The sequence below is a fragment of the Streptomyces antnestii genome, from assembly GCF_004005495.1.
Lineage (GTDB): Bacteria > Actinomycetota > Actinomycetes > Streptomycetales > Streptomycetaceae > Streptomyces > Streptomyces antnestii.
This window is the reverse complement of record NZ_RZYA01000022.1, coordinates 123391-149545: the sequence shown is the minus strand read 5'-3', so window position 1 is coordinate 149545 and position 26155 is coordinate 123391. Positions and strand designations below refer to the sequence as shown.

General features: G+C 72.6%; 21 protein-coding genes and 1 pseudogene. 18 read left to right on the top strand and 4 right to left on the bottom strand.

All coding sequences use genetic code 11. The features are described from left to right. The 4 genes and pseudogenes from EOT10_RS33485 to EOT10_RS33470 all read right to left on the bottom strand — a co-directional run. Window positions 1-221, bottom strand: a pseudogene (locus EOT10_RS33485) (2-oxoacid:acceptor oxidoreductase subunit alpha); the annotation flags it as partial. Between the two features lie 266 nt (window positions 222-487). Next, window positions 488-1147: a LuxR C-terminal-related transcriptional regulator gene (locus EOT10_RS33480; RefSeq protein ID WP_317617379.1), complete on the bottom strand. Its 660-nt coding sequence runs from the start codon at window positions 1145-1147 to the stop codon at window positions 488-490. 140 nt (window positions 1148-1287) lie between these two features. Continuing rightward, the gene (locus EOT10_RS33475) at window positions 1288-2634 is read right to left on the bottom strand and encodes a sensor histidine kinase (RefSeq protein WP_127832135.1); all 1347 of its coding nucleotides are present in this window, start codon (window positions 2632-2634) and stop codon (window positions 1288-1290) included. Between the two features lie 123 nt (window positions 2635-2757). Continuing rightward, window positions 2758-3933 carry a sensor histidine kinase gene (locus EOT10_RS33470; RefSeq protein WP_127832134.1) on the bottom strand — a complete coding sequence of 392 codons (1176 nt, stop codon included), beginning with the start codon at window positions 3931-3933 and terminating at the stop codon, window positions 2758-2760. A gap of 181 nt (window positions 3934-4114) precedes the next feature. Between EOT10_RS33470 and EOT10_RS33465 the strand changes: the two genes are divergently transcribed. The 18 genes from EOT10_RS33465 to EOT10_RS33375 all read left to right on the top strand — a co-directional run bounded on the left by EOT10_RS33465 (window position 4115) and on the right by EOT10_RS33375 (window position 26138). After that, window positions 4115-4492, top strand: a complete 378-nt coding sequence (locus EOT10_RS33465; RefSeq protein ID WP_127832146.1) for an NADH-quinone oxidoreductase subunit A — start codon at window positions 4115-4117, stop codon at window positions 4490-4492. Continuing rightward, window positions 4483-5109: an NADH-quinone oxidoreductase subunit B gene (locus tag EOT10_RS33460; RefSeq protein ID WP_127832133.1), complete on the top strand. Its 627-nt coding sequence runs from the start codon at window positions 4483-4485 to the stop codon at window positions 5107-5109. Before EOT10_RS33465 ends, EOT10_RS33460 begins: the two co-directional genes overlap by 10 nt. Next, window positions 5106-6143, top strand: a complete 1038-nt coding sequence (locus EOT10_RS33455) for an NADH-quinone oxidoreductase subunit C (protein ID WP_127832132.1) — start codon at window positions 5106-5108, stop codon at window positions 6141-6143. Before EOT10_RS33460 ends, EOT10_RS33455 begins: the two co-directional genes overlap by 4 nt. Beyond that, a complete protein-coding gene (locus EOT10_RS33450; protein ID WP_127832131.1) occupies window positions 6140-7108 on the top strand; it encodes a complex I subunit 1/NuoH family protein in 969 nt (322 codons plus the stop codon). The genes EOT10_RS33455 and EOT10_RS33450 overlap by 4 nt, the downstream gene beginning before the upstream one ends. Window positions 7109-7110: 2 nt before the next feature. Next, window positions 7111-7752: a NuoI/complex I 23 kDa subunit family protein gene (locus tag EOT10_RS33445; RefSeq protein WP_127832130.1), complete on the top strand. Its 642-nt coding sequence runs from the start codon at window positions 7111-7113 to the stop codon at window positions 7750-7752. After that, on the top strand, window positions 7749-8354 hold the full coding sequence (locus EOT10_RS33440) for an NADH-quinone oxidoreductase subunit J family protein (RefSeq protein WP_127832129.1): 606 nt from the start codon (window positions 7749-7751) through the stop codon (window positions 8352-8354). Before EOT10_RS33445 ends, EOT10_RS33440 begins: the two co-directional genes overlap by 4 nt. Then, window positions 8354-8752, top strand: coding sequence for an NADH-quinone oxidoreductase subunit NuoK (nuoK, locus tag EOT10_RS33435; protein ID WP_127832128.1), 399 nt, complete (start codon window positions 8354-8356; stop codon window positions 8750-8752). Before EOT10_RS33440 ends, nuoK begins: the two co-directional genes overlap by 1 nt. Then, window positions 8749-10743, top strand: coding sequence for an NADH-quinone oxidoreductase subunit 5 family protein (locus EOT10_RS33430; RefSeq protein WP_127832127.1), 1995 nt, complete (start codon window positions 8749-8751; stop codon window positions 10741-10743). Before nuoK ends, EOT10_RS33430 begins: the two co-directional genes overlap by 4 nt. Before the next feature lie 6 nt (window positions 10744-10749). Then, on the top strand, window positions 10750-12324 hold the full coding sequence (locus tag EOT10_RS33425) for a complex I subunit 4 family protein (protein WP_127832126.1): 1575 nt from the start codon (window positions 10750-10752) through the stop codon (window positions 12322-12324). Further along, window positions 12321-13883 carry an NADH-quinone oxidoreductase subunit N gene (locus EOT10_RS33420; protein WP_127832125.1) on the top strand — a complete coding sequence of 521 codons (1563 nt, stop codon included), beginning with the start codon at window positions 12321-12323 and terminating at the stop codon, window positions 13881-13883. The genes EOT10_RS33425 and EOT10_RS33420 overlap by 4 nt, the downstream gene beginning before the upstream one ends. A gap of 51 nt (window positions 13884-13934) precedes the next feature. Further along, window positions 13935-14390, top strand: coding sequence for an MscL family protein (locus EOT10_RS33415; protein WP_127832124.1), 456 nt, complete (start codon window positions 13935-13937; stop codon window positions 14388-14390). Window positions 14391-14576: 186 nt separating this feature from the next. After that, complete coding sequence (gene htpX, locus EOT10_RS33410; protein WP_127832123.1) at window positions 14577-15440, top strand: zinc metalloprotease HtpX; 864 nt, start codon at window positions 14577-14579, stop codon at window positions 15438-15440. Continuing rightward, window positions 15437-15829, top strand: coding sequence for a YccF domain-containing protein (locus EOT10_RS33405; RefSeq protein ID WP_127832122.1), 393 nt, complete (start codon window positions 15437-15439; stop codon window positions 15827-15829). The genes htpX and EOT10_RS33405 overlap by 4 nt, the downstream gene beginning before the upstream one ends. Before the next feature lie 201 nt (window positions 15830-16030). Beyond that, entirely contained in the window at window positions 16031-19063 is a 3033-nt protein-coding gene (locus tag EOT10_RS33400) for an AAA family ATPase (protein WP_127832121.1), read from the top strand. After that, complete coding sequence (locus tag EOT10_RS33395) at window positions 19041-20327, top strand: serine/threonine-protein kinase (RefSeq protein ID WP_127832120.1); 1287 nt, start codon at window positions 19041-19043, stop codon at window positions 20325-20327. The genes EOT10_RS33400 and EOT10_RS33395 overlap by 23 nt, the downstream gene beginning before the upstream one ends. Window positions 20328-20330: 3 nt before the next feature. Then, window positions 20331-25064, top strand: a complete 4734-nt coding sequence (locus EOT10_RS41460; RefSeq protein ID WP_189492376.1) for a hypothetical protein — start codon at window positions 20331-20333, stop codon at window positions 25062-25064. Further along, on the top strand, window positions 25061-25585 hold the full coding sequence (locus tag EOT10_RS33380; RefSeq protein ID WP_127832119.1) for a hypothetical protein: 525 nt from the start codon (window positions 25061-25063) through the stop codon (window positions 25583-25585). The genes EOT10_RS41460 and EOT10_RS33380 overlap by 4 nt, the downstream gene beginning before the upstream one ends. Continuing rightward, complete coding sequence (locus tag EOT10_RS33375; RefSeq protein ID WP_127832118.1) at window positions 25569-26138, top strand: hypothetical protein; 570 nt, start codon at window positions 25569-25571, stop codon at window positions 26136-26138. Before EOT10_RS33380 ends, EOT10_RS33375 begins: the two co-directional genes overlap by 17 nt. Window positions 26139-26155: the final 17 nt, after the last annotated feature.

The window sequence follows — 26155 nt, the reverse complement described above, 5'->3', positions numbered from 1 at the left end:
TCCGCCGGGAAATTCGGCAACGTCGACAGATCGTTCCCGAACGACGCCGTCTCCGACGTGAACCGGTCCCCCGTCAGCTGCATCCCGTCACCCGAGTCACCCGCAAACCGGATGATCACCCGGTCCAGGCGCCGTACGTCCTTGTCGCCCGGGTGTTTGCGCTGCTCTCCGACCACTGCCTCATCGGCCTGCTCGGCCGGGCTACTGACCTGGCTGGTCACTGAACTGGACCTCCCTCGAGGCGGCTCTGCGGGAGTGGCCGGCCGACCGGCCCCTCCATGGCCCACTCTACGTCGGTAAGGGTCGCCTTCCCTGGATAGTTCGCATGGTGGACGCGACAATGAGACAGCTTTTTGGCCTTGTTTGTCATGATTTTCCCACCCCCATGGCCCCCTCTTCGAAGACGCGCCCATTCATCCTTTGGTTCTAGGCCCTGCCGCCCCGGGAAGGGCACCGGCTCCGCCATATCTGACAGGGTGTCAGGTCGTCAGGAGTTCAGATAGGTGAGGACAGCCAGAACGCGACGGTGATCCCCGTCACTCGGGGACAGGCCCAGCTTCAGGAAGATATTGCTGACGTGCTTCTCCACCGCGCCGTCGCTGACGACGAGTTGACGCGCGACGGCCGAGTTCGTCCGCCCCTCGGCCATCAGGCCGAGGACCTCCCGCTCGCGCGGCGTGAGCCCCGCCAGCACGTCCTGCTTACGGCTGCGCCCGAGGAGCTGGGCCACCACCTCCGGGTCGAGCGCCGTCCCGCCCTGCGCCACCCGCACCACCGCGTCCACGAACTCGCGCACCTCGGCCACCCGGTCCTTGAGCAGATAGCCCACGCCACGGCTGGATCCGGCCAGAAGCTCGGTGGCGTACTGCTCCTCCACGTACTGCGAAAGGACCAGCACCCCGAGTCCCGGGTGCTGTTTGCGCAGCAGGACGGCGGCGCGCACGCCCTCGTCCGTGTGCGTCGGCGGCATCCGCACGTCGGCCACCACCACGTCCGGCAGTTCGCCCTGCGCGGCCAGGTCGGTGATCGTCTTGACCAGCGCGTCCCCGTCTCCCACGCCCGCCACCACGTCATGCCCGCGGTCGGTCAGCAACCGGGTCAGGCCCTCCCTGAGCAGCACTGAGTCCTCGGCGATGACCACTCGCACCCTGTCCTCCACGTTTCTCGGCCCCCCACAGCCAGTCCCACCTGTGCAACGGCTCCCAGCATCTCAGCATCCGGACCGCGTGGGGCCGCAGCCACGGGATTGGCCGGTAAGGGCCTGTATGCATGGGAGACGGACGGGGGTCAGGCGCGGCGCCAGGGGAGTTCGGCGGTGACGCGGGTCGGGCCCGCGGACGGCGAGTCGACCAGGAGGATCCCGTCGACCGCGTCGAGCCGCCCGGCGAGTCCGGCGAGGCCCGAGCCGGCGGCGGCGTCCGCGCCGCCCACGCCGTTGTCCGCCACCTGGAGCATCAGCCGGTTCTCGACCCGCCACACGTCGACCGTGGCGCGGGTCGCCCGGCTGTGCTTGCTGACGTTCTGCAGGAGCTCGCACACCGTGAAGTAGGCGATGCCCTCGATCGCGGGCGCGGGCCGCGCGGGCAGGTCGACGTCGACCTGGACAGGGACCGTGCAGCGGGAGGCCACGGAGGAGAGTGCCGCGTCCAGGCCGCGGTCGGTGAGGACGGCCGGGTGGATGCCGCGGGCCAGGTCGCGCAGCTCCTGGAGCGCCGTCTTCACCTCGCCGTGCGCCTCGTCCACCATGCGCGCCGCCTCCCGCGGGTCCTCCGCCAGCTTCTCCTTCGCGACGCCGAGGTCCATGGCGAGGCTGACCAGGCGGGCCTGGGCGCCGTCGTGCAGGTCGCGCTCGATGCGGCGCAGGTCGGCGGCGGCCGTGTCGACCACGACGCCCCGGTCCGACTCCAGCTCCACGACGCGCGCGCCGAGCCGCGACGGGCCGAGGAGCCCGCTCACGAGCAGCCGGTCCACCCAGGTCAGCGCCCTGATGACCCACGGCGCGGCCATGGTGATCAGCAGGCCGACCACGGCGGTGACCGTGATCTCGAAGGGGTTGTCCAGATAGATGTCGTGCGCGCCGTCGCCGTACAGCTGGATCCCGCCCTGGCCCGTGTACATGGGGAAGACCCACTGCCACAGCGGATACGTCAGCAGCGTCCAGCCCACCGTCCAGAAGACCAGCGCCACGTTGAACGCGAAGACGGCCCACGGGAAGTGCAGGATCCCGTACAGCAGGTTCCGCCAGGACTCGCCGCTCTTGAGGAGGGCGACCGTCCAGGCCATGGGGCCGTGGCCGCGGGCCCGCAGCGGGCCCGGCGAGCCGACGTCCAGGCCGAGGAGCGCGCGGGCCCTCGACCGCTCCATCGCGGCGAACCCGCGGGCCCCGGCGAGGGCGGCGGCGAGCACCGGGATCCCGAGGAACGTGATCAGCAGCCCGGCGCCGAGCGACACCATCGTCACCGCGTACACGAACGTCATGATGCTGAGCGGCAGGCTCAGGAGCAGATAGCCGAACTCGCGGAACGTGCGGGCCTCGACCGGCGCGCGGAGCCCGGCCGGGAGCCGGCGGCGCCGTTCCCCGGCCACCGCGTCGCGGTAGCCGTATCCCTGTCCGTGCTGCGTGGGCGTGGTCATGGGTGGGGTCCGTCCGTTCTGCTCGTCCGCCTTGATACGTCCAGACTCCCCGCGGCGGCGCCCCGCGGCCATGGAGCCGGTCGGCGTCTTGGACCGGGGGTTTTCCCTACCTCCGCCGCACCTTTACGCGCGGTCGCGCCAGGGCAGTTCGGCGGTGACCGTGGTCGGGCCGCCCGCCGGCGAGTCCACGACGAACAGTCCGTCCACCGCGCCCAGCCGGTCCGCGAGGCCGGACATGCCGGTGCCCTTGTCGAGGCTCGCGCCGCCGCGCCCGTCGTCCCGTACCTGGATGAGGAGCCGGTCGGCGGAGCGCCACACGTCGACCGACGCCGACCGCGCCCCGCTGTGCTTGCTGACGTTCTGCAGCAGCTCGGACACCGTGAAGTACGCGATGCCCTCGATCGCCTCGGCGGGCCGCTCCGGCAGGTCCGCCGTCACCTTCACCGGGACCGTGCAGCGCGTGGCCACGGAGGAGAGCGCGGCGTCCAGGCCGCGGTCGGTGAGGACGGCCGGGTGGATGCCGCGGGCCAGGTCGCGCAGCTCCTGGAGGGCCAGCTTCACCTCGCCGTGCGCCTCGTCCACCATGACCGCGGCGGCGTCCGGGTCCTCCAGGAGCTTCTCCTTCGCCAGGCCGAGCCCCATCGCGAGGTTGACCAGGCGGGCCTGGGCTCCGTCGTGCAGGTCGCGTTCGATGCGGCGCAGGTCGGCGGCGGCCGTGTCGACCACGACGCCCCGGTCCGACTCCAGCTCGGCGATCCGCCGCTCCAGCTCGTCCGACGGCGAGAGCAGGGCCCGCGCCATCGCCCGGTCCGCGTTCGCGAGGCCCCTCACGACGAACGGAAGGACCGGCCACAGCACGAACAGGCCGACCAGCGTGACGGTGAACGTGAGCACGCCCCACGGCAGCCGTATGAACGAGTACAGCATCGTCCGCCAGCCCACCGGGTCCTTCAGGCCGGACCAGAGGCGGCCGAACCAGCCGTCCACACTGGCCCTCGGCAGCGGGCTCGGCTCCTCGACGCGCAGCCCGAGCAGCCCACGGGCCCGCGCCCGCTCCGCCCGGCCGAGCAGGCGCGCGCCCAGCAGACCGGCCGCGAGCACCGGCAGACCGATCACCGTCACGGCCAGGCCGACGCCGATGGACAGCGTCGTCACGACATAGACGAAGCCGAGCAGGGTAACCGGCAGATTGGTGAGGAGATACACGATCTCCTTCCAGGTATGCCGGTCGAAGGCGAAGCGCGGGGCCGGCGGACGGTCCACGGCCTCCGGCTCTGAGGTGATGATGCGAGCGGTCATATGCGACAGCGTGCCGGGCCCGGCACGAGGGCGCCATGAGGCGGGCTGCCGGACCCGGCGGGGGATAACCCCACCTCAACCCTGGACGGGCTGCTTACCGTCTCTTTAACAGGCCCTAGACTCCCGTGCGTACAGATCGTCGAACACCACGGAGCGAGGGGCGGACGTGCCGGAATCGACCATGGTCGCCGCGGGCTACTTCCAGACGTACTCCGTCGTCGGCGTGCTCGTCGCCGTCGGCGTCCTGTTCGTGGCCGTCGCCTTCGGCGCGGGACGGCTGCTGAGGCCGGTGGTCCCGACCCACGAGAAACATCTGACGTACGAGTGCGGCGTCGACCCCGTCGGCGAGGGCTGGGCCCACACCCAGGTCCGCTACTACGTCTACGCGTTCCTCTACGTGATCTTCGCGGTCGACTCGATCTTCCTCTTCCCGTGGGCGACCGTCTTCGCCGGTCCGCAGTTCGGCGCGGCGACGCTCGTGGAGATGTTCATCTTCCTCGGCTTCCTCGCCGTGGGCCTGCTGTACGCATACAAGAAGGGCGTCCTGACATGGACGTGAACCCGTCGGAGCCGGTGCTCCTGCCGGAGCCTGTCGCTCCGAAGAAGCTGGGCGTACTGTCCCGCCTGGCCCCCGAGCCCATGAAGGTGGTCCTCAACTGGGGCCGCCGCTACTCGCTCTGGGTCTTCAACTTCGGCCTGGCCTGCTGCGCCATCGAGTTCATCGCGGCGTCCATGGCCCGGCACGACTTCATCCGGCTCGGCGTCATCCCGTTCGCGCCCGGCCCGCGCCAGGCCGACCTGATGGTCGTCTCCGGCACGGTCACCGACAAGATGGCCCCGGCCGTGAAGCGCCTGTACGAGCAGATGCCCGAGCCCAAGTACGTCATCTCCTTCGGCGCCTGCTCGAACTGCGGCGGCCCCTACTGGGACTCGTACTCGGTCACCAAGGGCGTCGACCAGATCATCCCGGTCGACGTGTACGTGCCCGGGTGCCCGCCGCGTCCGGAGGCACTGCTCCAGGGCATCCTCAAGCTCCAGGAGAAGATCGCGCGCGAGTCGCTCGGCGAGCGCTACGGCGCCGACGCGGCAGCCGGCCGGCCGTCGCCGGCCGCGCTGAGCAGCGGCCTGGTGAAGCCTCCCGTGCCGGGTACGACTCCTTCGGGCGGTGACCGATGAGCTGGCTGCCGGGCCCCGTCGAGGAACTGTTCGGTGCCGGGGCCACCGTCGAGGAGGCGTACGACCTGCTGACGGTCGACGTCCCCGCCGACGCCTGGCTCACCGCCCTGGAGACGGCCCGTACGACGCTGGGGTGCACCTACTTCGACTGGCTGAGCGCGGTCGACGAACCGGAGACCGGGTTCCGCGTGTGCGCCCACGTCGCCGCCGTCGCCCCCGGTTCCGTACACCGTCTGATGCTGCGTACGACGGTGCCGCACGCGGCGCCGGTCCTCGCGAGCGCCGTCGACGTGTACGCGGGCGCCGCCTGGCACGAGCGCGAGACGCACGAGATGTTCGGCGTCGACTTCACCGGCCACCCGCATCTCGTTCCGCTGCTGCTCCCCGAAGGCTTCGAGGGGCACCCGCTGCGCAAGGACTTCGTGCTGGCGGCGCGTGTCGTGAAGGCGTGGCCGGGCGCCAAAGAGCCGGGGGAGTCCGAGCACGGGGGGCCCAAGCGGCGGCAGATGCTGCCGCCCGGTGTTCCCGACCCGAACGAATGGGGCCCGCTCAAGGGCCAGCTGCCACCCGCGCCGGCCCGCCCGGCACGCGGCGCTGGCCGCGCGGCGGGCGACCGTCCGGTGCGCCGTACGCGTACGGCGGGGGAGGGCTCGGCGAGCCAGACGGGCGCGCCGGACGCGGGGGCGGCGCCGGGTACGGCCGCCGCGCCGCCGAGGCGTTCGCGGAGCGCGTCGCAGGGGTCGGCTTCGCAGACGCCGCCCGCGCCGGCCACCACTCCTGAGCCCGTGCCGAAGGCCGGTAGCAGTGACGCGCCGTGGCACCACGCGCGCCCGGCCTTCGACGCACCCGGGGCCGAGCCCGAGCGCGAGCGCGAGCCGGGGACGAAGCCCGAGCCGGGGGCGAAGCCCGAGCCAGGGACGAAGCCCGAGCCAGGGACGAAGCCCGAGCCAGGGACGAAGCCCGAGCCGGCGGAGCCGGAAACCCCTGACACCCCGCCTGAGAATCCCGAAACCCCCACAGGAGGAACGGAGTGAACGACGTGCTCGACGTCGCTCTGCGGCTCATCGTCGTCTTCGTCGCCTTCCTCGTCCTGCCCCTCGTCGTCGGCCAGACCGAGCACAAGGTGATGGCGCACATGCAGGGCCGCCTCGGCCCCATGTACGCGGGCGGGTTCCACGGGTGGGCCCAGCTCGTCGCGGACGGCGTGAAGTTCGCGCAGAAGGAAGACGTCGTCCCGGCCGATGCGGACCGCCGTATCTTCCAGCTCGCGCCCGCCGTCGCGCTCCTGCCGTACCTCCTGGTTCTCCTCGCCATCCCCATCGGCCCGGCCGAGGGCGCGGTGGGACAGGTCGTCGACGCCGGCATCTTCTTCGTGCTCGCCGTCATGGGCGTCGGAGTGCTCGGCTCGCTCATGGCCGGCTGGGCGTCGGCCAACAAGTTCTCCCTCCTGGGCGGACTCCGTACCGCCGCGCAGCTCCTCGCCTACGAACTGCCGATGCTGCTCGCCGCCGCCTCGGTCGCGATGGCCGCCGGAACCGTCTCGCTGGTCGGCATCGTGGCGGCCTTCCACTGGTGGTGGGTGCCGTGGCAGATCGTCGGCGCCCTCGTCTTCTTCGTCGCCGGGCTCGCCGAACTCCAGCGCCCGCCCTTCGACATGCCGGTCGCCGACTCCGAGATCATCTTCGGTGCCTACACTGAGTACACGGGGCTGCGATTCGCCCTGTTCCTGCTCGCCGAGTACGCCGGGATCGTCGTCCTGTGCGGCCTCACCACCGTCCTGTTCCTGGGCGGCTGGCACGGGCCGTGGGGCGCCGAGGGCCTCGGCTGGGTGTGGACCCTGCTGAAGACGGCCGTCCTCGCGTTCGTCGTGATCTGGCTGCGCGTCACCTACCCCCGTCTCCGCGAGGACCAGCTCCAGAAGCTCTCCTGGACCCTCCTCGTCCCGCTCGCCCTCGCGCAGATCGCGCTCACCGGCATCGTGAAGGTGGCGATCCAGTAACCATGGCTCCGATCCCCGGCTCCGGCCTCGCCAAGGGGCTGGCCGTAACCCTCCGCACGATGACGCGGAAGCACGTCACCGAGCAGTACCCGGACGTCCAGCCCGAACTGCCGCCGCGCACGCGTGGCGTCATCGGCCTGTTCGAGGAGAACTGCACGGTCTGCATGCTGTGCGCCCGTGAGTGCCCCGACTGGTGCATCTACATCGACTCCCACAAGGAGACGGTCCCGCCGGCGGTCGAGGGCGGCCGCGAGCGCAGCCGCAACGTCCTCGACCGGTTCGCCATCGACTTCGCCCTGTGCATGTACTGCGGTATCTGCATCGAGGTGTGTCCTTTCGACGCGCTGTTCTGGTCCCCGGAGTTCGAGTACGCGGAGACGGACATCCACGAACTCACCCACGAGCGCGACAAGCTCCGCGAGTGGATGTGGACGGTCCCGGCCCCGCCCGCGCTCGACCCGGCGGCCGAGGAACCCAAGGAGCTCGCCACCGCCCGCAAGGCCGCCGACAAACTGGCGGCGGCGCAGGCCGCTGCTGCTGCTGCCGCCGCCGAAGAGGCCACCACCGAGGGCGGCACCACCGAGGGCGCTACCACCGAGGGCGCCCCCGGCGAGTCCGCGCCCGGAGAGGAGGGGCCCGCGTGAACACCCTCGCAGCGGCGGCCACGCAGACCCACGGCTTCCTCTCGCCGACCGGCGTCGAGATCGCGTTCCTCCTCGTCGGCCTGGCCACCTTCGGCGCGGCGATCGTCACCGTCACCACCCGGCAGCTGGTGCACGCCGCCCTGTGGCTGGTGGTCACGCTCGGCGGTCTCGCCGTCGAGTACCTGCTGCTCACGGCCGAGTTCATCGCCTGGGTGCAGGTCCTCATCTACGTCGGTTCCGTCGTCGTCCTCCTCCTGTTCGGGCTGATGCTCACGCGGGCGCCCATCGGCCGCTCCCCGGACGCCGACTCGGGCAACCGGTGGGCCGCGCTGACGGTCGCCGTCGCCGCGGCCGCCGCTCTCGTCTGGGTCGTCGTGGACGCGTTCCGCACGACCTGGGTCGACCTGGACGGCGCCGCCCAGGGCACCACCGCCGTGACCGGATCGATCCTTTTCCAGCACTGGGTGCTCCCCTTCGAGGCCCTGTCGGTCCTCCTCCTGGCGGCCCTGGTCGGCGCGATCGTCCTGTCCCGCAAGTCCGACAGGACCGCCAACACCGCCAAGACCGCCACGACCGCCAGGACCCGGGAGGGAAACCGCTGATGCACCTCGCCTATCCCGCCGTCCTCTCCGCCCTCCTCTTCTGCACGGGCCTGTACGGAGTGCTGGCCCGCCGCAACGCGATCCTGGTCCTGATGTCCGTGGAGCTGATGCTCAACGCCGTCAACCTCAACCTCGTGGCCTTCGACGTGTGGCTCAGCAAGGCCGCCCGCGACACCCTCCACTCCGGACAGGCGCTGACCCTCTTCACGATCGCCATCGCCGCCGCCGAGATCGGCATCGGCCTGGCGATCGTCCTCGCCGTGTACCGGGGCCGCGGCACCTCCGACATCGACAAGCTCCGCGACACCGCCGAGTCCCCGGACGACGGACCGGACGGCTCCGCTCCGGACGCCTCGGCCGTGGCCGTGACGGACGAGAAGGCCGAGGCCACCGCGTGACCACCACGACCCTCGCCGTACTCGTCCCCCTCCTCCCGTTCCTGGCCGCCGCGGCCGGCCTGCTCCTGGGCCGCACCCTCCCCGGCTTCGTACGGCCCCTCGCCGTGCTGCCGACCCTCGCGGCGCTCGCGCTCGCCGTCGTCGTCGCCGTGCGGCAGGGCGGCGGCCGGTCCATCGACGCGGCCACCGAACTCACCCCGACCGGCTCGGTCCCCGTCGAACTCGCGCTCCACATCGACGGCTTCGCCGCGCTCGTCGCCGTCCTGGTCTGCGTCGTCGCGTCGTGCGTGCAGATCTACTCGACGGCCTACCTGCGCGACGATCCGCGCTACCCGTCGTACGCCGCGCTCGTCTCCCTCTTCACCTCCGCGATGCTCGTCGTCGTCTACTCGGGCGACCTGATCGTGCTGCTCGTCGGCTGGGAAGTCATGGGCATCTGCTCGTACTTCCTCGTCGGCCACTACTGGGAGACGCCCGAGGCGCGCGCCGCCTCCCTCAAGGCGTTCCTGGTCACCAAGCTCGGCGACGTCCCCTTCCTGATCGGCCTGTTCGCGCTCGCCGTGGACGCCGGGTCCTTCCGCATCACGACGGTCCTCGGCGCCGTCGCGAGCGGCGGCCTCGACCACCCCACGCTGATCGCCCTGCTGCTCCTCGCGGGCGTGGCGGGCAAGTCCGCGCAGTTCCCGCTGCACACCTGGCTGCCCGACGCGATGGCCGGCCCCACGCCGGTCTCCGCGCTGATCCACGCCGCGACGATGGTCGCCGCCGGTGTCTACTTCGTCGCCCGGCTCCTCCCCGTCTTCACGGCCTCCGGCGCCGCCCTGGTCGTCCTCGCCGTCATGGCGGCCGTCACGATGACCGGCTCGGCCCTCGCCGCCCTCGCCCAGGACGACATCAAGCGCGTCCTCGCGTACTCGACGATCGGCCAGCTCGGCTACATGACCGGTGCCCTCGCCGTCGGCGACCGTGGTGCCGCCGTCTTCCACCTCCTGTCGCACGGCGCCTTCAAGGCGCTCCTGTTCCTCGCGGCCGGCGTGATCATCCACGCCGCCGGCACCAACTCGCTCGCCGAGATGTCCCGCATGAAGGACCTGCGCGACCGCGTCCCCGACGCCTACTGGACGATGACCGTGGCGCTCCTCGCGCTCGCCGCGATCCCGCCGTTCAGCGGTTTCTTCTCCAAGGAGGCCGTCCTCGGCGCCGCCGAGCACGCGGCCACCGGCCACGCGGAGGCGATCCCGTCCTCGGCCGGCTGGATCGTCCTCGTCGCCGGCCTCGTCACGGCCCTGCTCACCGCCGCGTACGCCACCCGCCTGTGGCTCCTCGCCTTCCGGGGCCGGGGCGCCGAGGCACCGGACCACGGCAGGCAGCCCGTCGCGATGAACGCCGTCCTGTGGGTCCTGGCGATCCCCTCGCTCGCCTTCGGCCTCACGGTCGGTGTCCTGCCCCGCTGGTTCGACGGCCGCTCGCTGACCCCGACCCTCACCACCTCCGTCCTCGGCACGGGCGTCGCCCTGGTCGGCGGACTCGTCACCTACGCGGCCTGGCGCCACACCACGGCCCTCGCCGCGCGGCTTCCGCTGGGCGCGGTCGTCGCCCACCCCGAGGCGGGCGGCGGCATCGTCGAGGCCGAGGCGATGGCCGCCCACGCGGCCGCGTACGGCGACGTCGCGTACGTCCCCGACCCGGCGGACCCCGGCCGTCTCCTGCTAGGTCCGCTGCACCGCCACGCCGCCCGTGGCTTCCACGTGGACGCCGTCTACTCGGCCCTGTTCGTCCGACCGGTCACGGCCGCCGCCTCACTGGTCCGCTTCCTGGACCGCGAGGTCGTCGAGACCTACGTACGCGGCGCCGCCGCCCTGCCCGACTGGCTGGGCCGGGCCGTCCGCCGGGCCCAGACCGGCAACGTGCAGACCTATCTCAGCGCCCTGCTCGCAGGGACCGTCGTCCTGGCGATCGCCGTCGTCCTCGTCGCCACCGCCGGAGCGTGAGCAGCCGTGATCGATATCAGCGAATCCGTGATGCAGATCCTTCTCGCAGTGATCGTCGCCGGCCCGCTCGTCGGCGCCGTCGCCGCCCTTCTCCCGGCCCCGCCCGGGCTGAAGGGGAAGTCCCCCGACCAGGCCGTGCTTCGCCACGGCGTGACCGTGACCGGCGTGATCCTTCTCGCCGCGATCGTCCTCGCGCTCGGCTTCGACCATGACCACCCGTCAAAGATGCAGGCCACGACCGACATCAGCTGGATCCCCGCACTCGACGTGCGGATCCACCTCGGCATCGACGGCATCTCGCTCCCCCTCCTGGTCCTGACCGCGCTGCTGACCTTCCTGTGCGCGCTGTACAGCTACTTCAAAATGCCCGCCGGGCCGTCCCCCAAGGCATTCGTCGCGCTGATCCTCGTCCTCGAGTCCGGCACCCTCGCGACCTTCGCCGTCCTCGATCTGCTGCTCTTCTTCCTCGCCTTCGAGATGGTCCTCATCCCGATGTACTTCCTCATCGCCCGCTGGGGCGGTGAGCAACGGACCCGAGCGGCCTGGAAGTTCATCCTCTTCACGCTCCTCGGCTCCGTCGTGATGCTGCTGGGGATCCTCCTCATCGGGCTCAAGTCCGGCACATTCGACATGGTGGCACTCGCCACTGACAACGGCCGCGGCCTGAGCACGTCCGTGCAGGTCATCGCCGTTCTGGCGATCGGGATCGGACTCGCCGTCAAGACCCCGATGTGGCCGCTGCACAGCTGGCTGCCGGACGCCCACACCGCCGCGCCCACCGTCGGCTCGGTCCTCCTCGCCGGCGTGCTGCTCAAGATGGGCACGTACGGGTTCGTCCGGATCCTGCTGCCGATCACGCCCGACGGCATGCACACCTTCGCCCCGTACCTCGCGGCGTTCGCCGTCGTCGGGATCATCTACGGGTCCCTGGCCTGCCTGGCCCTCGCGCGGACCGGCGCGAAGGGCGACCTCAAGCGCCTCATCGCATACTCGTCCGTCGGCCACATGGGCTTCGTCCTGCTCGGCATCTCGACGATGTCCCCGACCGGCGTGAACGGCGCGCTCTTCGCGAACATCGCCCACGGCCTCATCACCGGCCTGCTCTTCTTCCTCGTCGGCGCCCTCAAGGACCGCACGGGCAGCACCGACCTGGACACCCTCGCGGAGCAGGGCGGCATGGCGCTCTACGGCAAGGCGCCCCGCTTCGGCGGCCTCCTCGCCTTCGCGGCCGTCGCCTCGCTCGGCCTGCCGGGCCTCGCCGGGTTCTGGGGCGAGATGCTCGCCCTGTTCGGCGCGTTCAAGCCGGCCGCCGACCTGAGCCGCCCCGCGTTCCTCACGTTCATGTCGATCGCCGCGTTCGGCACGCTGCTCACCGCCGCGTACCTGCTCGTCGTCGTCCGCAGGGTCTGCATGGGCCCGCACGCGGCCGAGACCCCGAAACTCGCCGACGTCCAGGGCTACGAGTTCGCCGCCTGGACCCCGCTCGTCGCCCTCACCGTCGTCGGCGGCCTGTGGCCCGCGGCCCTGATCGGCCTCACCGACCCGGCCGTGCAGAAGCTCCTCGCAGGAGGCACCCAGTGACCGCCGTCGCCGCGCCCTCGGTGGCGTCCCTCGTCCAGTCCGTCGACTGGCTCGCGATCGCGCCGCCCACCATCGCGGCGGTCGTGGCGCTCGCCGTGCTCGTCGCGGACCTGTTCCTCGGCGACCGCCGCAAGGCACTGCTCGGCTGGGTCTCCGTCGCGGGCCTGGCCGCCGCCGCGCTCTCGCTGCTGCCCCTCCTGGACGGCGACCGCTCCACCTTCTGCCTCGACACGCTCAAGGGCGAGCAGGCGGCGTGCAGCTACACGGCCGACCACTTCACGCTCGTCATCCAGTTCCTCGTCCTGGCCGGCGCCCTGCTGACCGCCCTGCTGTCCGTCACCGGCATCAAGGACGTGAAGAACACCACCAGGGAACTCCCCGAAGGGGAGTTCTGGTTCCTGCTGCTTTCCTCCGCCGCGGGCGCCGCGCTGCTGCCCGCGTCCCGCGACCTGGCGACCCTCGTCGTCGCCCTGGAAGTGGCCTCCCTTCCGGCGTTCGCCCTCGTCGGCATCAAGCGCGACGACCGGCGCTCCGCCGAGGCGGCCCTGAAGTTCTTCCTGTCCTCGGTCACGGCGACCGCGGTGACCCTCCTGGGCGTGAGCTTCGTCTACGCGACGACGGGCACCCTGCACCTCACGAGGATCGCCACCGCCCTGACGCACGTCGACGGGCAGTTCCAGACCCTGGCCCAGGCGGGCGTCGCCCTCACTCTCGTCGGCTTCGCCTTCAAGACCGCCGCCGCCCCCTTCCACTTCTGGGTGCCCGACACCTACGTAGGGGCGCCACTGCCGGTCGCCGCCTACTTGTCGGTGATCGGCAAGGCGGTCGGCTTCTCCGGCCTCATCCTCGTCACCGTCGTCGCCTTCCCGTCGTACGCCGACGTGTGGGGCCCGGCCCTCGCGGCGCTCGCCGCGCTGACCATGACCGTGGGCAACGTGGCGGCCCTGCGCCAGCAGGCCACGCGCGCGTACAGCGCGGTACGGCTGCTCGCCTGGTCCTCCGTGGGCCAGGCCGGCTACCTCCTCGTCCCGATCGCCGCGGCCGCCTACTCCAAGGACGCCGGCAAGGCCATCGGCTCGACCGTCGCGTACGCCCTCATGTACGCCGCCGTGAACCTCGGCGCCTTCGCCGTGGCCGCCCTCGTCGCCCGTACGAAGCCCCTGAACCGGATCAGCGACTACCGGGGCCTGTACGCGTCCCGGCCGCTCGCCGCGCTGGTCCTCGGCTTCTTCCTGCTCAGCCTCGCGGGCCTGCCGCCCGGCATCATCGGCCTCTTCGCGAAGGTCACCGTCTTCTCGGCGGCCGTCGACGCGGGCCTCGGCTGGCTCGCCGTGGTCATGGCCGTCAACGTGGTGATCGCTCTTTACTACTACCTCCGGTGGACGGCGACGCTCTTCCGTCCCGCGGAGGGACCCGCGGAGGAACCCGTGGGAGAACAGCAGGTACAGCGCGTCCCGGCCCCGCTCACGGCCGCGATCGGGCTCACCGCGATCATCGGGGTTGCCCTCTCCGGAGCCCCCCAGATCGTTCTCCGTTTTGCTTCGACGGGCCTCTTCTAGGCACCCTCGTAGCGACCTCTACCTCATCGTCGTACCCAGGGAGACACTGCCGTGCTGAGCGGGTTCAAGGACTTCATCCTTCGCGGGAACATCGTCACCATGGCCATCGGCCTCGCCGTCGGTGCCGCCTTCACGGCCGTCGTGACCGGATTCAGCACGGCGTTCATCGCCCCGCTCATCGGTCTCGCCACGGCCTCGACCGGCGACTTCAGTGACGCCCACTTCTCGGTCGACGGCACGGACTTCCCGTACGGCAAGTTCGTCGCGGCGGCGATCGCCTTCGTGATCACCGCGGCGGTGCTCTACTTCCTCGTCGTCGTCCCGATGATGAAGTTCCAGGCCCGCATGGACCGCGACAAGCCGGTCGACATCAAGGCGGCCCAGCGCGACTGCCCGCGCTGCTACACCCAGATCCCGGCGATCGCCACCCGCTGCGGCCACTGCACCAGCGAGCTCAAGGCCGACCCCGAGGCCCTCGCCCTCGCCGGTCTCCCCGCCCAGCGCTGAGGGTCCCGCAGCACACCCCCCACCCGTACGGACTACACGCGCCCTCCGCGCACACAAGGGAACTCGTCCTTCTCGTCTGGCGTTGACCAGATCGGGAGGGTCCACTGGGCAGGGAAAGCACCCAGTGGAAGCACCAAGCACCAGCAAGCAGCGGGTTCCCCTGCCGCACCACATGGAGGGCCTACCGTGCACCGCCGGCACAACGGGCTGAAGACCGCCGTACTCCTCGGGGGCCTTTCGGCCCTCATCATCGTCATCGGCAGTTTCTTCGGTCGTACGGGACTGATCGTGAGCCTCGGAATCGCCCTCGTGACGAACGCGTACGCGTACTGGAACAGCGACAAGCTGGCCCTGCGCGCGATGCGCGCGCGTCCCGTGAGCGAGTTCGAGGCCCCCGCGCTGTACCGCATGGTCCGCGAGCTCTCCACGCAGGCCCGCCAGCCCATGCCCCGCCTGTACATCTCGCCGACGGAGGCGCCCAACGCGTTCGCGACGGGCCGCAACCCGCGCAACGCCGCGGTGTGCTGCACCGAGGGCATCCTGCGGATCCTCGACGAGAGGGAGCTGCGCGGCGTCATCGGACACGAGCTGAGCCACGTCTACAACCGCGACATCCTGATCTCGTCGGTCGCCGGCGCGCTCGCCTCCGTGATCATGTTCTTGGTCAACTTCGCCTGGCTGATCCCCATCGGCCGCTCCAGCGACGACGACGGTCCCGGCCTCCTCGGCATGCTGATGATCATGATCCTCGGGCCCCTGGCGGCCACGGTCATCCAGCTCGCCATCAGCCGCTCCCGGGAGTACGAGGCCGACGCGTCCGGTGCCCAGCTCACCGGCGACCCGCTGGCCCTGGCGAGCGCCCTGCGCAAACTGGACGCGGGCACCAAGCGGTTGCCCCTCCCTCCGGAGCCCCGGATCGAGACCGCGAGCCACATGATGATCGCGAACCCCTTCCGTCCCGGACAGGGCATGGCCAAGATGTTCTCCACACACCCGCCGATGGCGGAGCGCATCGCCCGCCTCGAGCAGATGGCAGGTCCTCACCGATGAAGACAATCCTCAACATCATCTGGCTCGTCCTGAGCGGCTTCTGGCTGTTCCTGGGCTATCTCGTCGCCGGTCTGATCCTCTGCATCACGATCATCGGCATCCCGTTCGGTATCGCCGCGTTCAGGATCGGCGGGTACGCGCTGTGGCCGTTCGGCCGGACCACGGTCGAGCGCAGGGACGCGGGCGCGCCCTCCTGCGTGGGGAACGTGCTGTGGCTGGTCCTGGCCGGCTGGTGGCTCGCCCTCGCCCACATCGTGACGGGCATCGCCCAGTGCATCACGATCATCGGCATCCCTCTGGGCATCGCCAACTTCAAGCTGATCCCGATCTCCCTGATGCCGCTCGGCCGCGAGATCGTCCGCACGGACCAGCCGTTCGCGGGCCGGTAGGCGCGCGGGCGAGACCCCTGACAGGGGGAACCCTGACGGGGAGAACCCTGACGGGGTCAACTCGCCTGCGTGGCCAAAGAGTTGTCCTCTCTTTCGCGTAGCGAAGAGACCCCGCGTGCTCCCTGTGGAAGCATGGTCGGAGCACGGGGGAGGTGGGCAGGCAGGCCCGAATCGTCGTGAAGCCGCGGCCTGCGCGCGAAGATGCAGCATGTTCCCGCACAGACCGCAGACAGTCAGGACGGACCCGAAGGCCGCCGTCCCGTAAGCCGTTCCGTACGCCTGTTCACGGACGGCCTCCTCGACCCCGACGCCCTCGGGGACGAGCGCACCGCCGCCGTCCTGCTGTCCGCCGCGGAGCGCGCCACCGAGCGCTTACGCCCCGGCGACCTCCTCCACGCGGTGCTCGACTCCCGCGACCTGGCGCTGCTCCCCGCCATCGAGGGCGCGCTCGCCGAGGGCGCGGCCCCGCACCACCTCCTGGAGACGCTCGCCGTGTACGCCCCGGCGGGCAACGGCTACGCGTTCGACGGCGCACGGGAACACGTAGCCCCCGAACTGGAGGCGGCCTTCGAGGAGTTCGAGAGGCGCTGCGAGCGGGACGGCGTAGGCGCACAGACCCGCCTGGAACTCCTGCTGGCCTGCGTCCTCGACACCCCCTCCGCCGACGAGCGGGAGTTCCTCGCCCCGCTCCTCGACCTGGAGCGCGCCGCCGAGGCACTGCGCCGGCAGGTGGGCGTCCAGGCCGCCGAACCGCCCGAGCTGTACGACGACGCGTCGGGCCGGCTGCGCTCGGAGGAGTTCACGGAGGACGCCTGGGCGGTACTGGAGCTGGCCGCCCGGCGCGCCGCCGAGCTCGGCTACGACCGGCTGCTGCCCCCGCACTGCCTGCTGGCCCTCCTCGCGGAGACCGAAGGGCCGGCGGAGCGTGTCTTCCGGCTCCAGCTGCCGCTCCAGGTCGGCCTGGTGAAGGCCGTCGAGACGATCACCCAGGCGTTCCGGATCACCGAGCGGGGCGATACGGCGGCCCCCCGCCTCGACCGCGACGGGATCGGCGAGTCCCTGCGGGACGTGCTGCACGCGGCCCGCACGACGGCCGCCCGCTGGGACGCGGAGCGGACCGACACCCCGCACCTCCTCGCGGCCCTCCTGGACAGCCCTCCGCAGCGCCTCGCCGCCGCGCTCGCCGCCGAGCCGCTGCGTCTCGACATCAAGCGGTTGCGGGAGAGCGTCCGCGACGTACTGAGCGAGTCCCGGTCGGCGGCGCCCCGCGAGGTGCCCTTCCGGCTGCCCGCGTTCCTGCCGCCCTCCGAGGACCTCACCTGGCTGGCCAGGACCGGGGCCGTCGGCCCGGCCGCCCACCTCGACGGCTACTTCGAGCCGCTGTGCCGCGCCCTGCACCGCAGCGAGAACAACCACGTGCTGATCACCGGCCTGCCCGGCATCGGCACCACCACCCTGCTGCGCGAGCTCGCCCGGCGGGCCACGGCCGGCGAGATCCCGTTCCTGCGCCGCAAGCGGTTCCTGCGCGTCGACTGCAAGGACGTCGCGGCGGAGGACAGCGGAGACCAGCTCACCGCCCTGATCGGCCAGGTCGCGGGCCGCACCGACCTCGTCGTCTGCGTCGACGGCCTGGGCCCCCTGCTGCGCGGCCGCCACGGCACCGACCACCTCCTCGAACTGCGCCGCGCCCTCAAGGAGCGCAGCATCCACCTCATCGGGGTGCTCGCCGGACACGACTACGAGGACCTGGTCGCCGCCGACCACGTCCTCCAGGAGCTGACCTCCCGTATCGACATGGCCGAGCCGGAGCGGGACGCGGCGCGGGACATGGTGCGCCTCGCCGCCGACGCCCTGGAGAAGGAGTTCACCGGCATTCGGGTCGAGCACCACGCGGTGGCGAGGGCGGTGGTCCTCGCGGGCGACTTCGTACGGCACCAGCGGCTGCCGCTGTCCGCCGTCAAGGTGCTGCGCCGTGCCTGCGAGGACCTCGACTACGCGCGCCGGCAGCTCGGGGACGAGCGCAGCGCCGTGACCCTGTCCGAGGTCGCCGACGTGGTGGCCGAGCTGTCCGGGATGCCGCGCGAGCAGATCGCCGGCACGGGCGGGGAGCGGGTCGACTACGCGACGGCGCTGCGTGCCGAGGTGGTCGGCCAGGAGCGGGCGGTCCGGGTGGTCGCGGACGAGCTGCGGCGGATCAAGGCGGGCCTGGCCGCGGTCAGTTCGGGGCCCGCGTCGGTCCTGCTCTTCGCGGGCCTGACCGGGGTCGGCAAGACGGAGCTGGCCAAGCGGATCGCCGGCCTCTACTCGGCGTCCAAGCGGCTCCAGACCTACCCCATGGAGAACTACACGGAGCCGCACAGCGTGTCCGGCATCCTCGGCTCCCCGCCCGGGTACGTGGGCCACGAGCGCGGCGGGCGGCTCATCAATGAACTCAACAGCGACCCGTACTGCGTCTTCCTCCTCGACGAGGCGGAGAAGGCCCACCCCGAGGTGCTGCGGCCCTTCCTCAACCTCTTCGACGAGGGCTGGATCACCGACCAGCGGGGCGTGAAGGCGCACGGCGACCGGGCCATCTTCATCCTCACGACCAACGCCGGGCACGAGATCATCTCCCGTCTGGGCGAGGACAGTTCGGACGAGGAGATCTCCGTCGCCGTCCGCAAGAAGCTCGCGGCGGAGCGCAGCCGGGACGGCACGCCCGTCTTCACCCCCGAGTTCCTGGCCCGGATCCGTCGCGTCATCGTCTTCCGGCCGCTCGACGGCGAGGCGATGACCGCGATCGGCCGCAAGGTCCTCGACCGGCAGCGCGCCTTCTGGCGGGAGAAGCGCGAGAAGGAGCTGATCGTGCCGGAGGAGCTGGTGCGCCACGCCGGCGACCTCGGGCACGGCCTCAACTCCGACGCGGGCGGCCGCGAGGGCGGCCGCATCATGGCCAAGGTGCTCTCCGACCTGGTCGAGAACCCCGTACTCGCGGCGGCCGAGGAGCGCCCCGAGGAGTTCCAGGCCTGCGACCGGATCGTGGTCGAGTTCGCGCCCCCGCCGCGCACGTCCGCGCGCGATGAACTGTTCTCCGTGCCCGGCGCGTCGGCGGCCACGTCCCGCACACGAGTGAGATTCCTGCCGCCGGAGGAACCGGCGGACGGTGCCCAACTGTCCTCTGGGGAAGGCGGGTTGACCACGTCCGGCGACAGCGGAAAGGGGGAGGCGCGTGATGAACCAGGCCCCACCGGATGAGTCCGATCTGCGGGGACTCCAGGGCCGGGTGGTCGACGGCCGCTACGCGCTGAGCGAGTGGATCGGCGGCGGCGGCTTCGGCGCCGTCTTCCGCGCCGACCAGTACATCCTGGGCCACCCCGTGCGCAGTGTGGCCTGCAAGCTCTCCCGGCGCTCGGGCCTGACCGAGGAGAACGCGGCGGAGCTCTTCCAGGACGTCCTGCTGCTCGCCGAGGCGATGGACAGCATGACCGACGCCGAGGCGCGCCAGCACCTCGTGCACGTGTACGACGGCGGCCTGGCCCAGGGCCTCGGGGGCCGCGCCTTCCTCGCGATGGAGTACGTGCCCGGGGCCACCCTCGCCGGCGAGTTCGCCGCGATGGGACGCGTCCCGGCGCCCCTGATGGTCAAGTGGGCGCGGCAGATCTGTGTGGCCCTGCGCGGCCTGCACCGCCTCGACCCGCCCCTGCTGCACCGCGACCTGAAGCCCGACAACGTCCTGCTGGGCAGCGACAACTGGGTCCGGCTCATCGACTTCGGGCTCGCCGCCCGGATGCTGGAGCTCGGCCACGTCCCCGGCACCGTCGGCACCCTCCAGTACATGGCGCCCGAGACCGCGGCCGGCTCCAGCGTCCCCGAGTCCGACCTGTACTCGCTCGGGCTCCTGATGTACGAGGGCCTGACCGGCCGCCACGCGTACGCCCATCTGACCCCGCCGCCCTCGCTGCCCGACGCGGCGCACGGCGACTGGCTCCAGGAACAGAAGCGGGGCGCACCGCCGGTACGCCCCTCGGTCCACAACAACCTCGTCCCGCCCGCCCTGGACGCCCTCGTGATGCGCCTGCTCGAACCGAGGCCCGCACAGCGCCACCGCAGCGCGGAGGACGTGATCGCCGCCCTGGACGTGGTCCTCGACCGGCCCGTCGTCCGGCAGCCCGGAGAGGCCGACCTCGAAGAGGCACGGCGGCTGCGGGCTCAGCGGCAGTGGGCGGCCGCGGCGGCCACGCTCCGGCGCGCACTCGCCCGCCACGACATCGCCGACCCGATACGCCTCGCCCTGCTCGTCGAGCTCGGGCCCGTCCACGAGTCGGGCGGCGACCACCTCGCGGCGGCCCACTCCTGGGCCGACGCGTGCGAACTCGTCCGGGGGCGCGCCCTGATGCCGTCCGGCCAGGACCGCGCCAGGCTCGCCCGCCGCGCGGAGGAGGCCTTCCGCAAGGCCGGGAACCGGTTCCAGGCCGAACGGTTCGCCCGCCAGGCCCGCGCCGAGCGGGACCGGGGGTGACGGGTGGAGCCACAGCGGTCCCTGAGGAAAGGTCTGTCCCGGCGCGGCCGCCTGGAGAACGCCTGGGCGAGCGCCGTCGACGAGAGGACCGATCCGGGCGTCGGCCTGGAGGGGCTGCGCGGGGTCCTCACCGGCTTCGAGGAGATCCCGGACCGCACCGCCGACCTGTGGCCGTCCCTCCAGCAGTCGTTCCTCGGCCCCCGCTTCCTGCCGCTCGTCGAGGCCGCCGACCTGGAACGCCTCGCCCGGGCCGGTGAGCGCCTCGCCGCCGAGGGCCGGATCGGCCTCCACCAGAGCTGGGTCCCGCTGGCCTCCGCCGCCGTCGCCCGGTCCGCCCCCGGCGACCACGACTTCGCGGTGTCCCTGTACACGCGGCTCTACCGCAGCGCGTTCGTCCACGAGGAGTCCCGCTCCATCGCCGCCACCGCGCTGGCCCGGCTCGGCGCCGAGGGCGACGACCAACTTGCCGTCTACGTAGACATTTTGACGCGCTACGCCTCCGTGCCGCCCGAGGTGCATCAGGCGGTGGGGCGGCTGCTCGGCGCCGGATTCGCCGACGCCACGGGGCGGGTGGAGCGGGCCTTCGCGTTCGCCGGCCGGCTGTCCGAGGCGGGCCTGCGGGTCGCGGGACTCGACCGCACCCTCGGCCTCGGCGCCCTGCTGCTGCGCCGCGAGCCGGCGCTCGCGGCGGACCACTTCACCCGCGCCTGCGCCGCCGACCCCACCGACGGGGAGGCGCTGCGCGGGCTCCTCGCCGCCCACCTGCACGCCGGTGAGTACGCCGACGCGCTCCGCGCCCTGCGCGGACGCGAAGCCGCCCGCACCCCGCGCACCGCCGAACTCGCCGACCTGTGCCGGATGCTGGAGTGGCTGGACCTCAACCCCGGCCGCGACGGACCCCCGGGCCCGGCCGCCCCCGCCCCGCTGACCGCCGTACGGCTCGCCACGATCGCCGACGGCCCCGACAGCCGCCCCTGGGGCCGCTACGCCCTCGGCCGCGCCCAACTCCTCGAAGGCAACGCCGACCTGGCCGCCAAGAACCTCGTCGTCGCCGCCGACGCGTTCCCCGACCGGCCCGGCCTCGCCTATCACGCGGCCTGGGCCCAACTCCTATGCGGCGAACGGGAAGAGGCGGGCCGCCGCTGCCGCGCCCTGCTGGCCGGCGGCGGCGCGCGCACCTGGCCGCTCGGCTGCCTCCTCGCCGACGCCGACCCCGGCCGGCCCGCGGCCCCCGAGGACCGTACGGCCATGAAGGGCGCCACGCACGCCTTCACCGCCGTCGTCACGGCCCGGCTGAAACTCGCCGGAGGGCAGGAACCCGGCGTCGACCTGGCCTGGGACCCGCTCGGCGCCGAGGACGCCACCGTCCCGGAACTCCTGGAGACCCTGCGCACCCTCCTCGGCGTCGAGGTCGCCGCCGGCCGGCCGGGCACGGCGGGCCACCTCACCGCCCTCTCTCTCTTCGGCCGCCTGCCACTGCCCGAACAGCTGCTGTGGCGCGGCCTGTTGGCCCTCCCCGGCGACCCCGACCAGGCCCGCGCCCTGCTCGAACAGGCCCACGGCCAGGGCCACGACCGCGCCACCCTCGTCCTCGCCGTGACCGAACTCAACGCCGGGCGCCCCGCCCGCGCGGCGGACCTCCTCGACGGCGTACGCGGACCCAAGGCCGAACTCGTGCGCGCCCGCGCCGAACTGGCCCTCGGCCGCGCCGCCGAGCCCGGACACCGGCTCGACCGCCTGCCCCTCCCGCGGGCGCGCTACGAAAGCGGCGTACTGGGCCTGCGCGAGGCCGCCGCGCTGTGGGCCGCCGGCGAGACCGAGCGGGCCGTGCAGCGCGCCGAACGGGCCGCGGCGCGCCTCATCGACGCGCACGTCGCCGGTGCCGGCGCCCTTCCGCCGGTCCCCGCCGACGCCGCGCTCCTCGCCCGCGCGGCCCGCGGCCTCGCGGAGCGCGCCGGGCGGCCCGGTGCGGGCGGCGCACCCTGGCGCGTGGTCCGCCACCACCCCCGCACGGCCTGGCCGCTCGGCCTCGCCCAGCTCATGGTGGAACCGCAGCGGGCGGAACCGGTCCTGGCGGAGGCGCTGGTGGAGTGGGCGGGGGTGGCGGGGGCGGAGGGGGAGGGGACGGGCGGTGACGGCGAGAGTGATGGTGACACCGGTGATGCCGGTGCGGTGAAGGCCCTGGCCGTGGCGCTGGGGCGGGCCTGCCTGCTGGCTGAAAGTGCGGTGCTCCAGGGTGAGTTGGCGGAGTTACTGCGACGCCTCGCGGAGGCGTGGCCGCTGCCGGAGGTCAGGGGCGAGGCGCGGAGGGCGGCTTCTCTGGGGGGTACGGGGGTGGTGGCGGAGGCCGACGGGGAGGTAAGGGCGGAGGCTGATTTCGGGGGCGACCCGCTGCTCGCCCTGTCCCTCGCGGCCACCGCCCTCGACAACGGGGACAGGCCGGGCGCCGTACGCCTGCTGCGGGCCGCTGACGGGGCCGGGACCGACGCCGGCCGCATCGTCGACTTCCTCGCCGGCGCCCTCGACGGCGCACCACCGGCGGCGCTGCCCGCCGCCGACCACCCCGCCCTGCCCGCCCCCCTCCTCGTCGTCCAGGCGGCCGGCCACCTCCCGGCGCAGAAGGCGAAGGCCGCCGAGACGCTCACCGCGGCCCTGCGCGACCACGACCTGAAGGGACTCGTCGACCTGGGCGCCGTCCTGCCCGCGCTGTGCGCCAGGGTGGCCCGCGCCAGGCGCCGCGACGGCCGCGCCGAGAACCTGGCGGCGGTCATACGCCGTCTCGCGGACGGCCTCCCCAAGGGCAACCTCCCGGCGGGGACCGATCCCGTAGCCCTGGACCCCGTACCGCTGGACCCCGTCACCCTCGCCCGGTGCGCCGCCGCCGTCGGTGACCATGTGACGGCCGACGGACTGTGGCGACGCATCGTGAACGCGCCCGCCCCAGCCCCGGACACCCCCGACGCAGACGTAGACACTGCCGCGGACGTAGACGCAGACACAGGCACAGACGCCCCCACCGAATACGGCACCTACCTCTGCCACCGAGCCGTCACCGCCCACGCCGCCGGGGACCCCGCGCGGGCCCTGGAGCTCCTGGAGCGGGCGGCCCGGTACCTCCCCGACGCGCACCCGGCTCACGCCCACCGCGCCGACCTGGAGCGCAGCGACCGTTGCGACGCGCTCCTGAGCCATCTCTTCCCGGACGCCGCCCAGTCCTGGGAACGCCCAGGAAGGCTCCCGGCCCTGGAGAACGCCATGGCCGGGCATCCCGTGTGGGAGGCGCTGGCGACGGAGCGGACGGAGCTCATAGGGGCGCAGCTGACCCGGTTCTTCGCGGGGAGGGCGGCCCGCGGCGACATCCGCGTACTGCACTCGCTGGCCGTGGTCTACCGGGAAGAGGCCCTGGCGAAGCTGGCCCGTACGGGATCCGCCGACGAGGACCTGGTCACGGCGACCGTCCTGTGGGCGCTGCTGCTGTGCCACCCGGCGTTCTGGGAAGCGGAAGCGTTCGACGGGCGCGCCGGCTCCGACGGCGCACCCTCCGACGCGGCGACGGCTCCCGAGGCCGCGTATCTGCGGACGTCCCTGACCGACGAGCTGCTGACCCTGCACCGCGGCCACGGCGCCCGCGCCCTCGCCGAACACCGGGAGGACCAGGCCCGCCTGCACCTGAACTGCCTGACCGCGCTGCGCCAGGGCTCCGACGTCACACGCACCCTGCTCGCGGAGGGGCCGCTGGCCGGGGTGCTGCCCGGCGTCGACGACGCACTCTTCGCCGGGATCGCGGCCAGCGCGGGCGCGCTGCTCGACGACTGGTCGGCGGACCTGGTTCTCGCGGCGGAGCGCCTGGCCGAGGACCCCGAGCGGATCAGCGCCCTGCCGGACGGCATGGACAAGGACTACGAGGCGGGCATCGAAAGCCTGGCGACCGCCGTCGACCACGGGTTCGCGGACACCGGCGTCCTGTGCACCCTTCTCACCTGGCACAACCAGTGGCAGAACTGCCACTACGAGCTGGACGACCGGGACGCGATGCGCTCCGTCGTCACCCGGGCCGTGCGCTTCGCGGAACTGCTCGCGCGAAGCGCCGTCAAGGGCCGCCCGCACCTGCGCGAGAACCAGCTCCTCGCCACGCACTACGTGGACCGCGGACTCCTCGACCCGGACGCCACCAAGGCCGTCGGATACTTCGAACTGGCCCTGGAGTGGAACCCGGCCAACACCAACGCCACCCAACTCCTCGCGCAGTACCGCCGGGACGCCCTGTTCAGCGCCGCGCTCGCGCATATCAAGGCGCGCCGCTACCCCCAGGCCCTCGTCGAGCTGGACCGCGTCCCGCGCGACGACGGGACGGCGAGGACCCTCGACCGCCTCCGCGCCAGCACCCTGATCAACCAGGGCTACGTGCTGCTCGACGCCGAGCGGCTCGACGAGGCGGAACGCTCGGTGCGCGACGCGGAGCGCGTGGCCGCCTCCGGCGACGACCCCAAGATGCGCGAGGAGGCCGCCAAGGCGCTCCGTGCCGTCGCCACCGGGATGAACAACCGCGCGGTGGCCATGAGCAACGCCGCGCTGAGCAGCGTCGAACGCTCGGTCCGTATCGGCCCCAACGCCATGGAGGGTGAACTGCAGGCCGCCATCAACCTGTTGCGGCGGGCGGAGAGGATCTCCCCGGACGCCGCGACCCGGGACAACATCACCCGAATCGAAGACATCCTGCGAAGGCTGCGCTCATGACGACACCAGCGTCACCCGCGTCACCGACCTCACCCGCCTCACCGACCTCATCCACGTCACCAGCGTCACCCACCTCGGCGAAGAGCCGGCCCAACCCCTTCCACGTACTCGGACTCCCCGTCGACGCCACCGAGGCGCAGATCGTCGAACGGGCCGAGGAAGGCATCCAGACCGCGTCCACCGCACAGGACCGCGACCTCTACGACTGGGCGATGCGCGAACTCATCCGCAATCCCCGCACCCGGCTGCGGTACGAGGTGACCGAGCCGCCCGGCACCGACTACCGCGACCGCCGCTGGACCGCCTTCGCCCGCGCCCACCGTACCTACCCGGCGGACCTCGGCGGCCGGCAGCTGCGCCCCGGCGACTTCGACCTGCCCGGGGCGCTGCGCCGTACCGTCCGGGCCCTCGCGCAGGCGCCCGTCGCGGGGGCGGGCTGGGCCCTGGGCACGTCCCCGGCGGCTGCCCTCGCCCAGGACCCGGAGCGGGAACTGGAGGTGCGCGATGTCCTCTTCGGCTGAACCGTCTCCCGCGACAGGGCTACCCACCTGGGACGACTTCGCCGAGCGCCCCGTCCCGGAGGTCCATGGCGCGACCACCGCGCCCGAGGCCGAGCTGGCCGGCGTACTCCAGCGCCGCCACGAGGACCTCGCCGTGGCCCGCGGCGCCTCCGCCGCGGCGGCGACCCGGGTCCACGCGACGCTCTTCGAACTGGCCGCGCTCGTCGGCACGTTGGAGCAGCAGGTCACCCGGTCCGAGGAGCCGCTCGCGGCCGTCGGCGAACAGCTGCGGCACCGCGAGCTGAGGAACGTGAAGGACCGGATGCTCGACCTGCTGCGCGGCGCCGGGGTGGAGGTGCGCGACCCGCTCGGCCTTCCCGCCGACGACGTCCTGGACTGGGCGGACCCGGTGCACTGGCGGCAGAGCCCGGACTTCGACGCCGAGGTGGTGGCGGAGACGAACGAGTGCGCGGTGTTCCACGAGGGCGCCGTGGTGCGCTTCGCGCAGGTCGTCATGGGCGCGCCGGCGCAGAACCCCGTATCCGAAAACGCCGAAGACCCCGCGGACGCCTGACAGAAGGAGCGGTCACC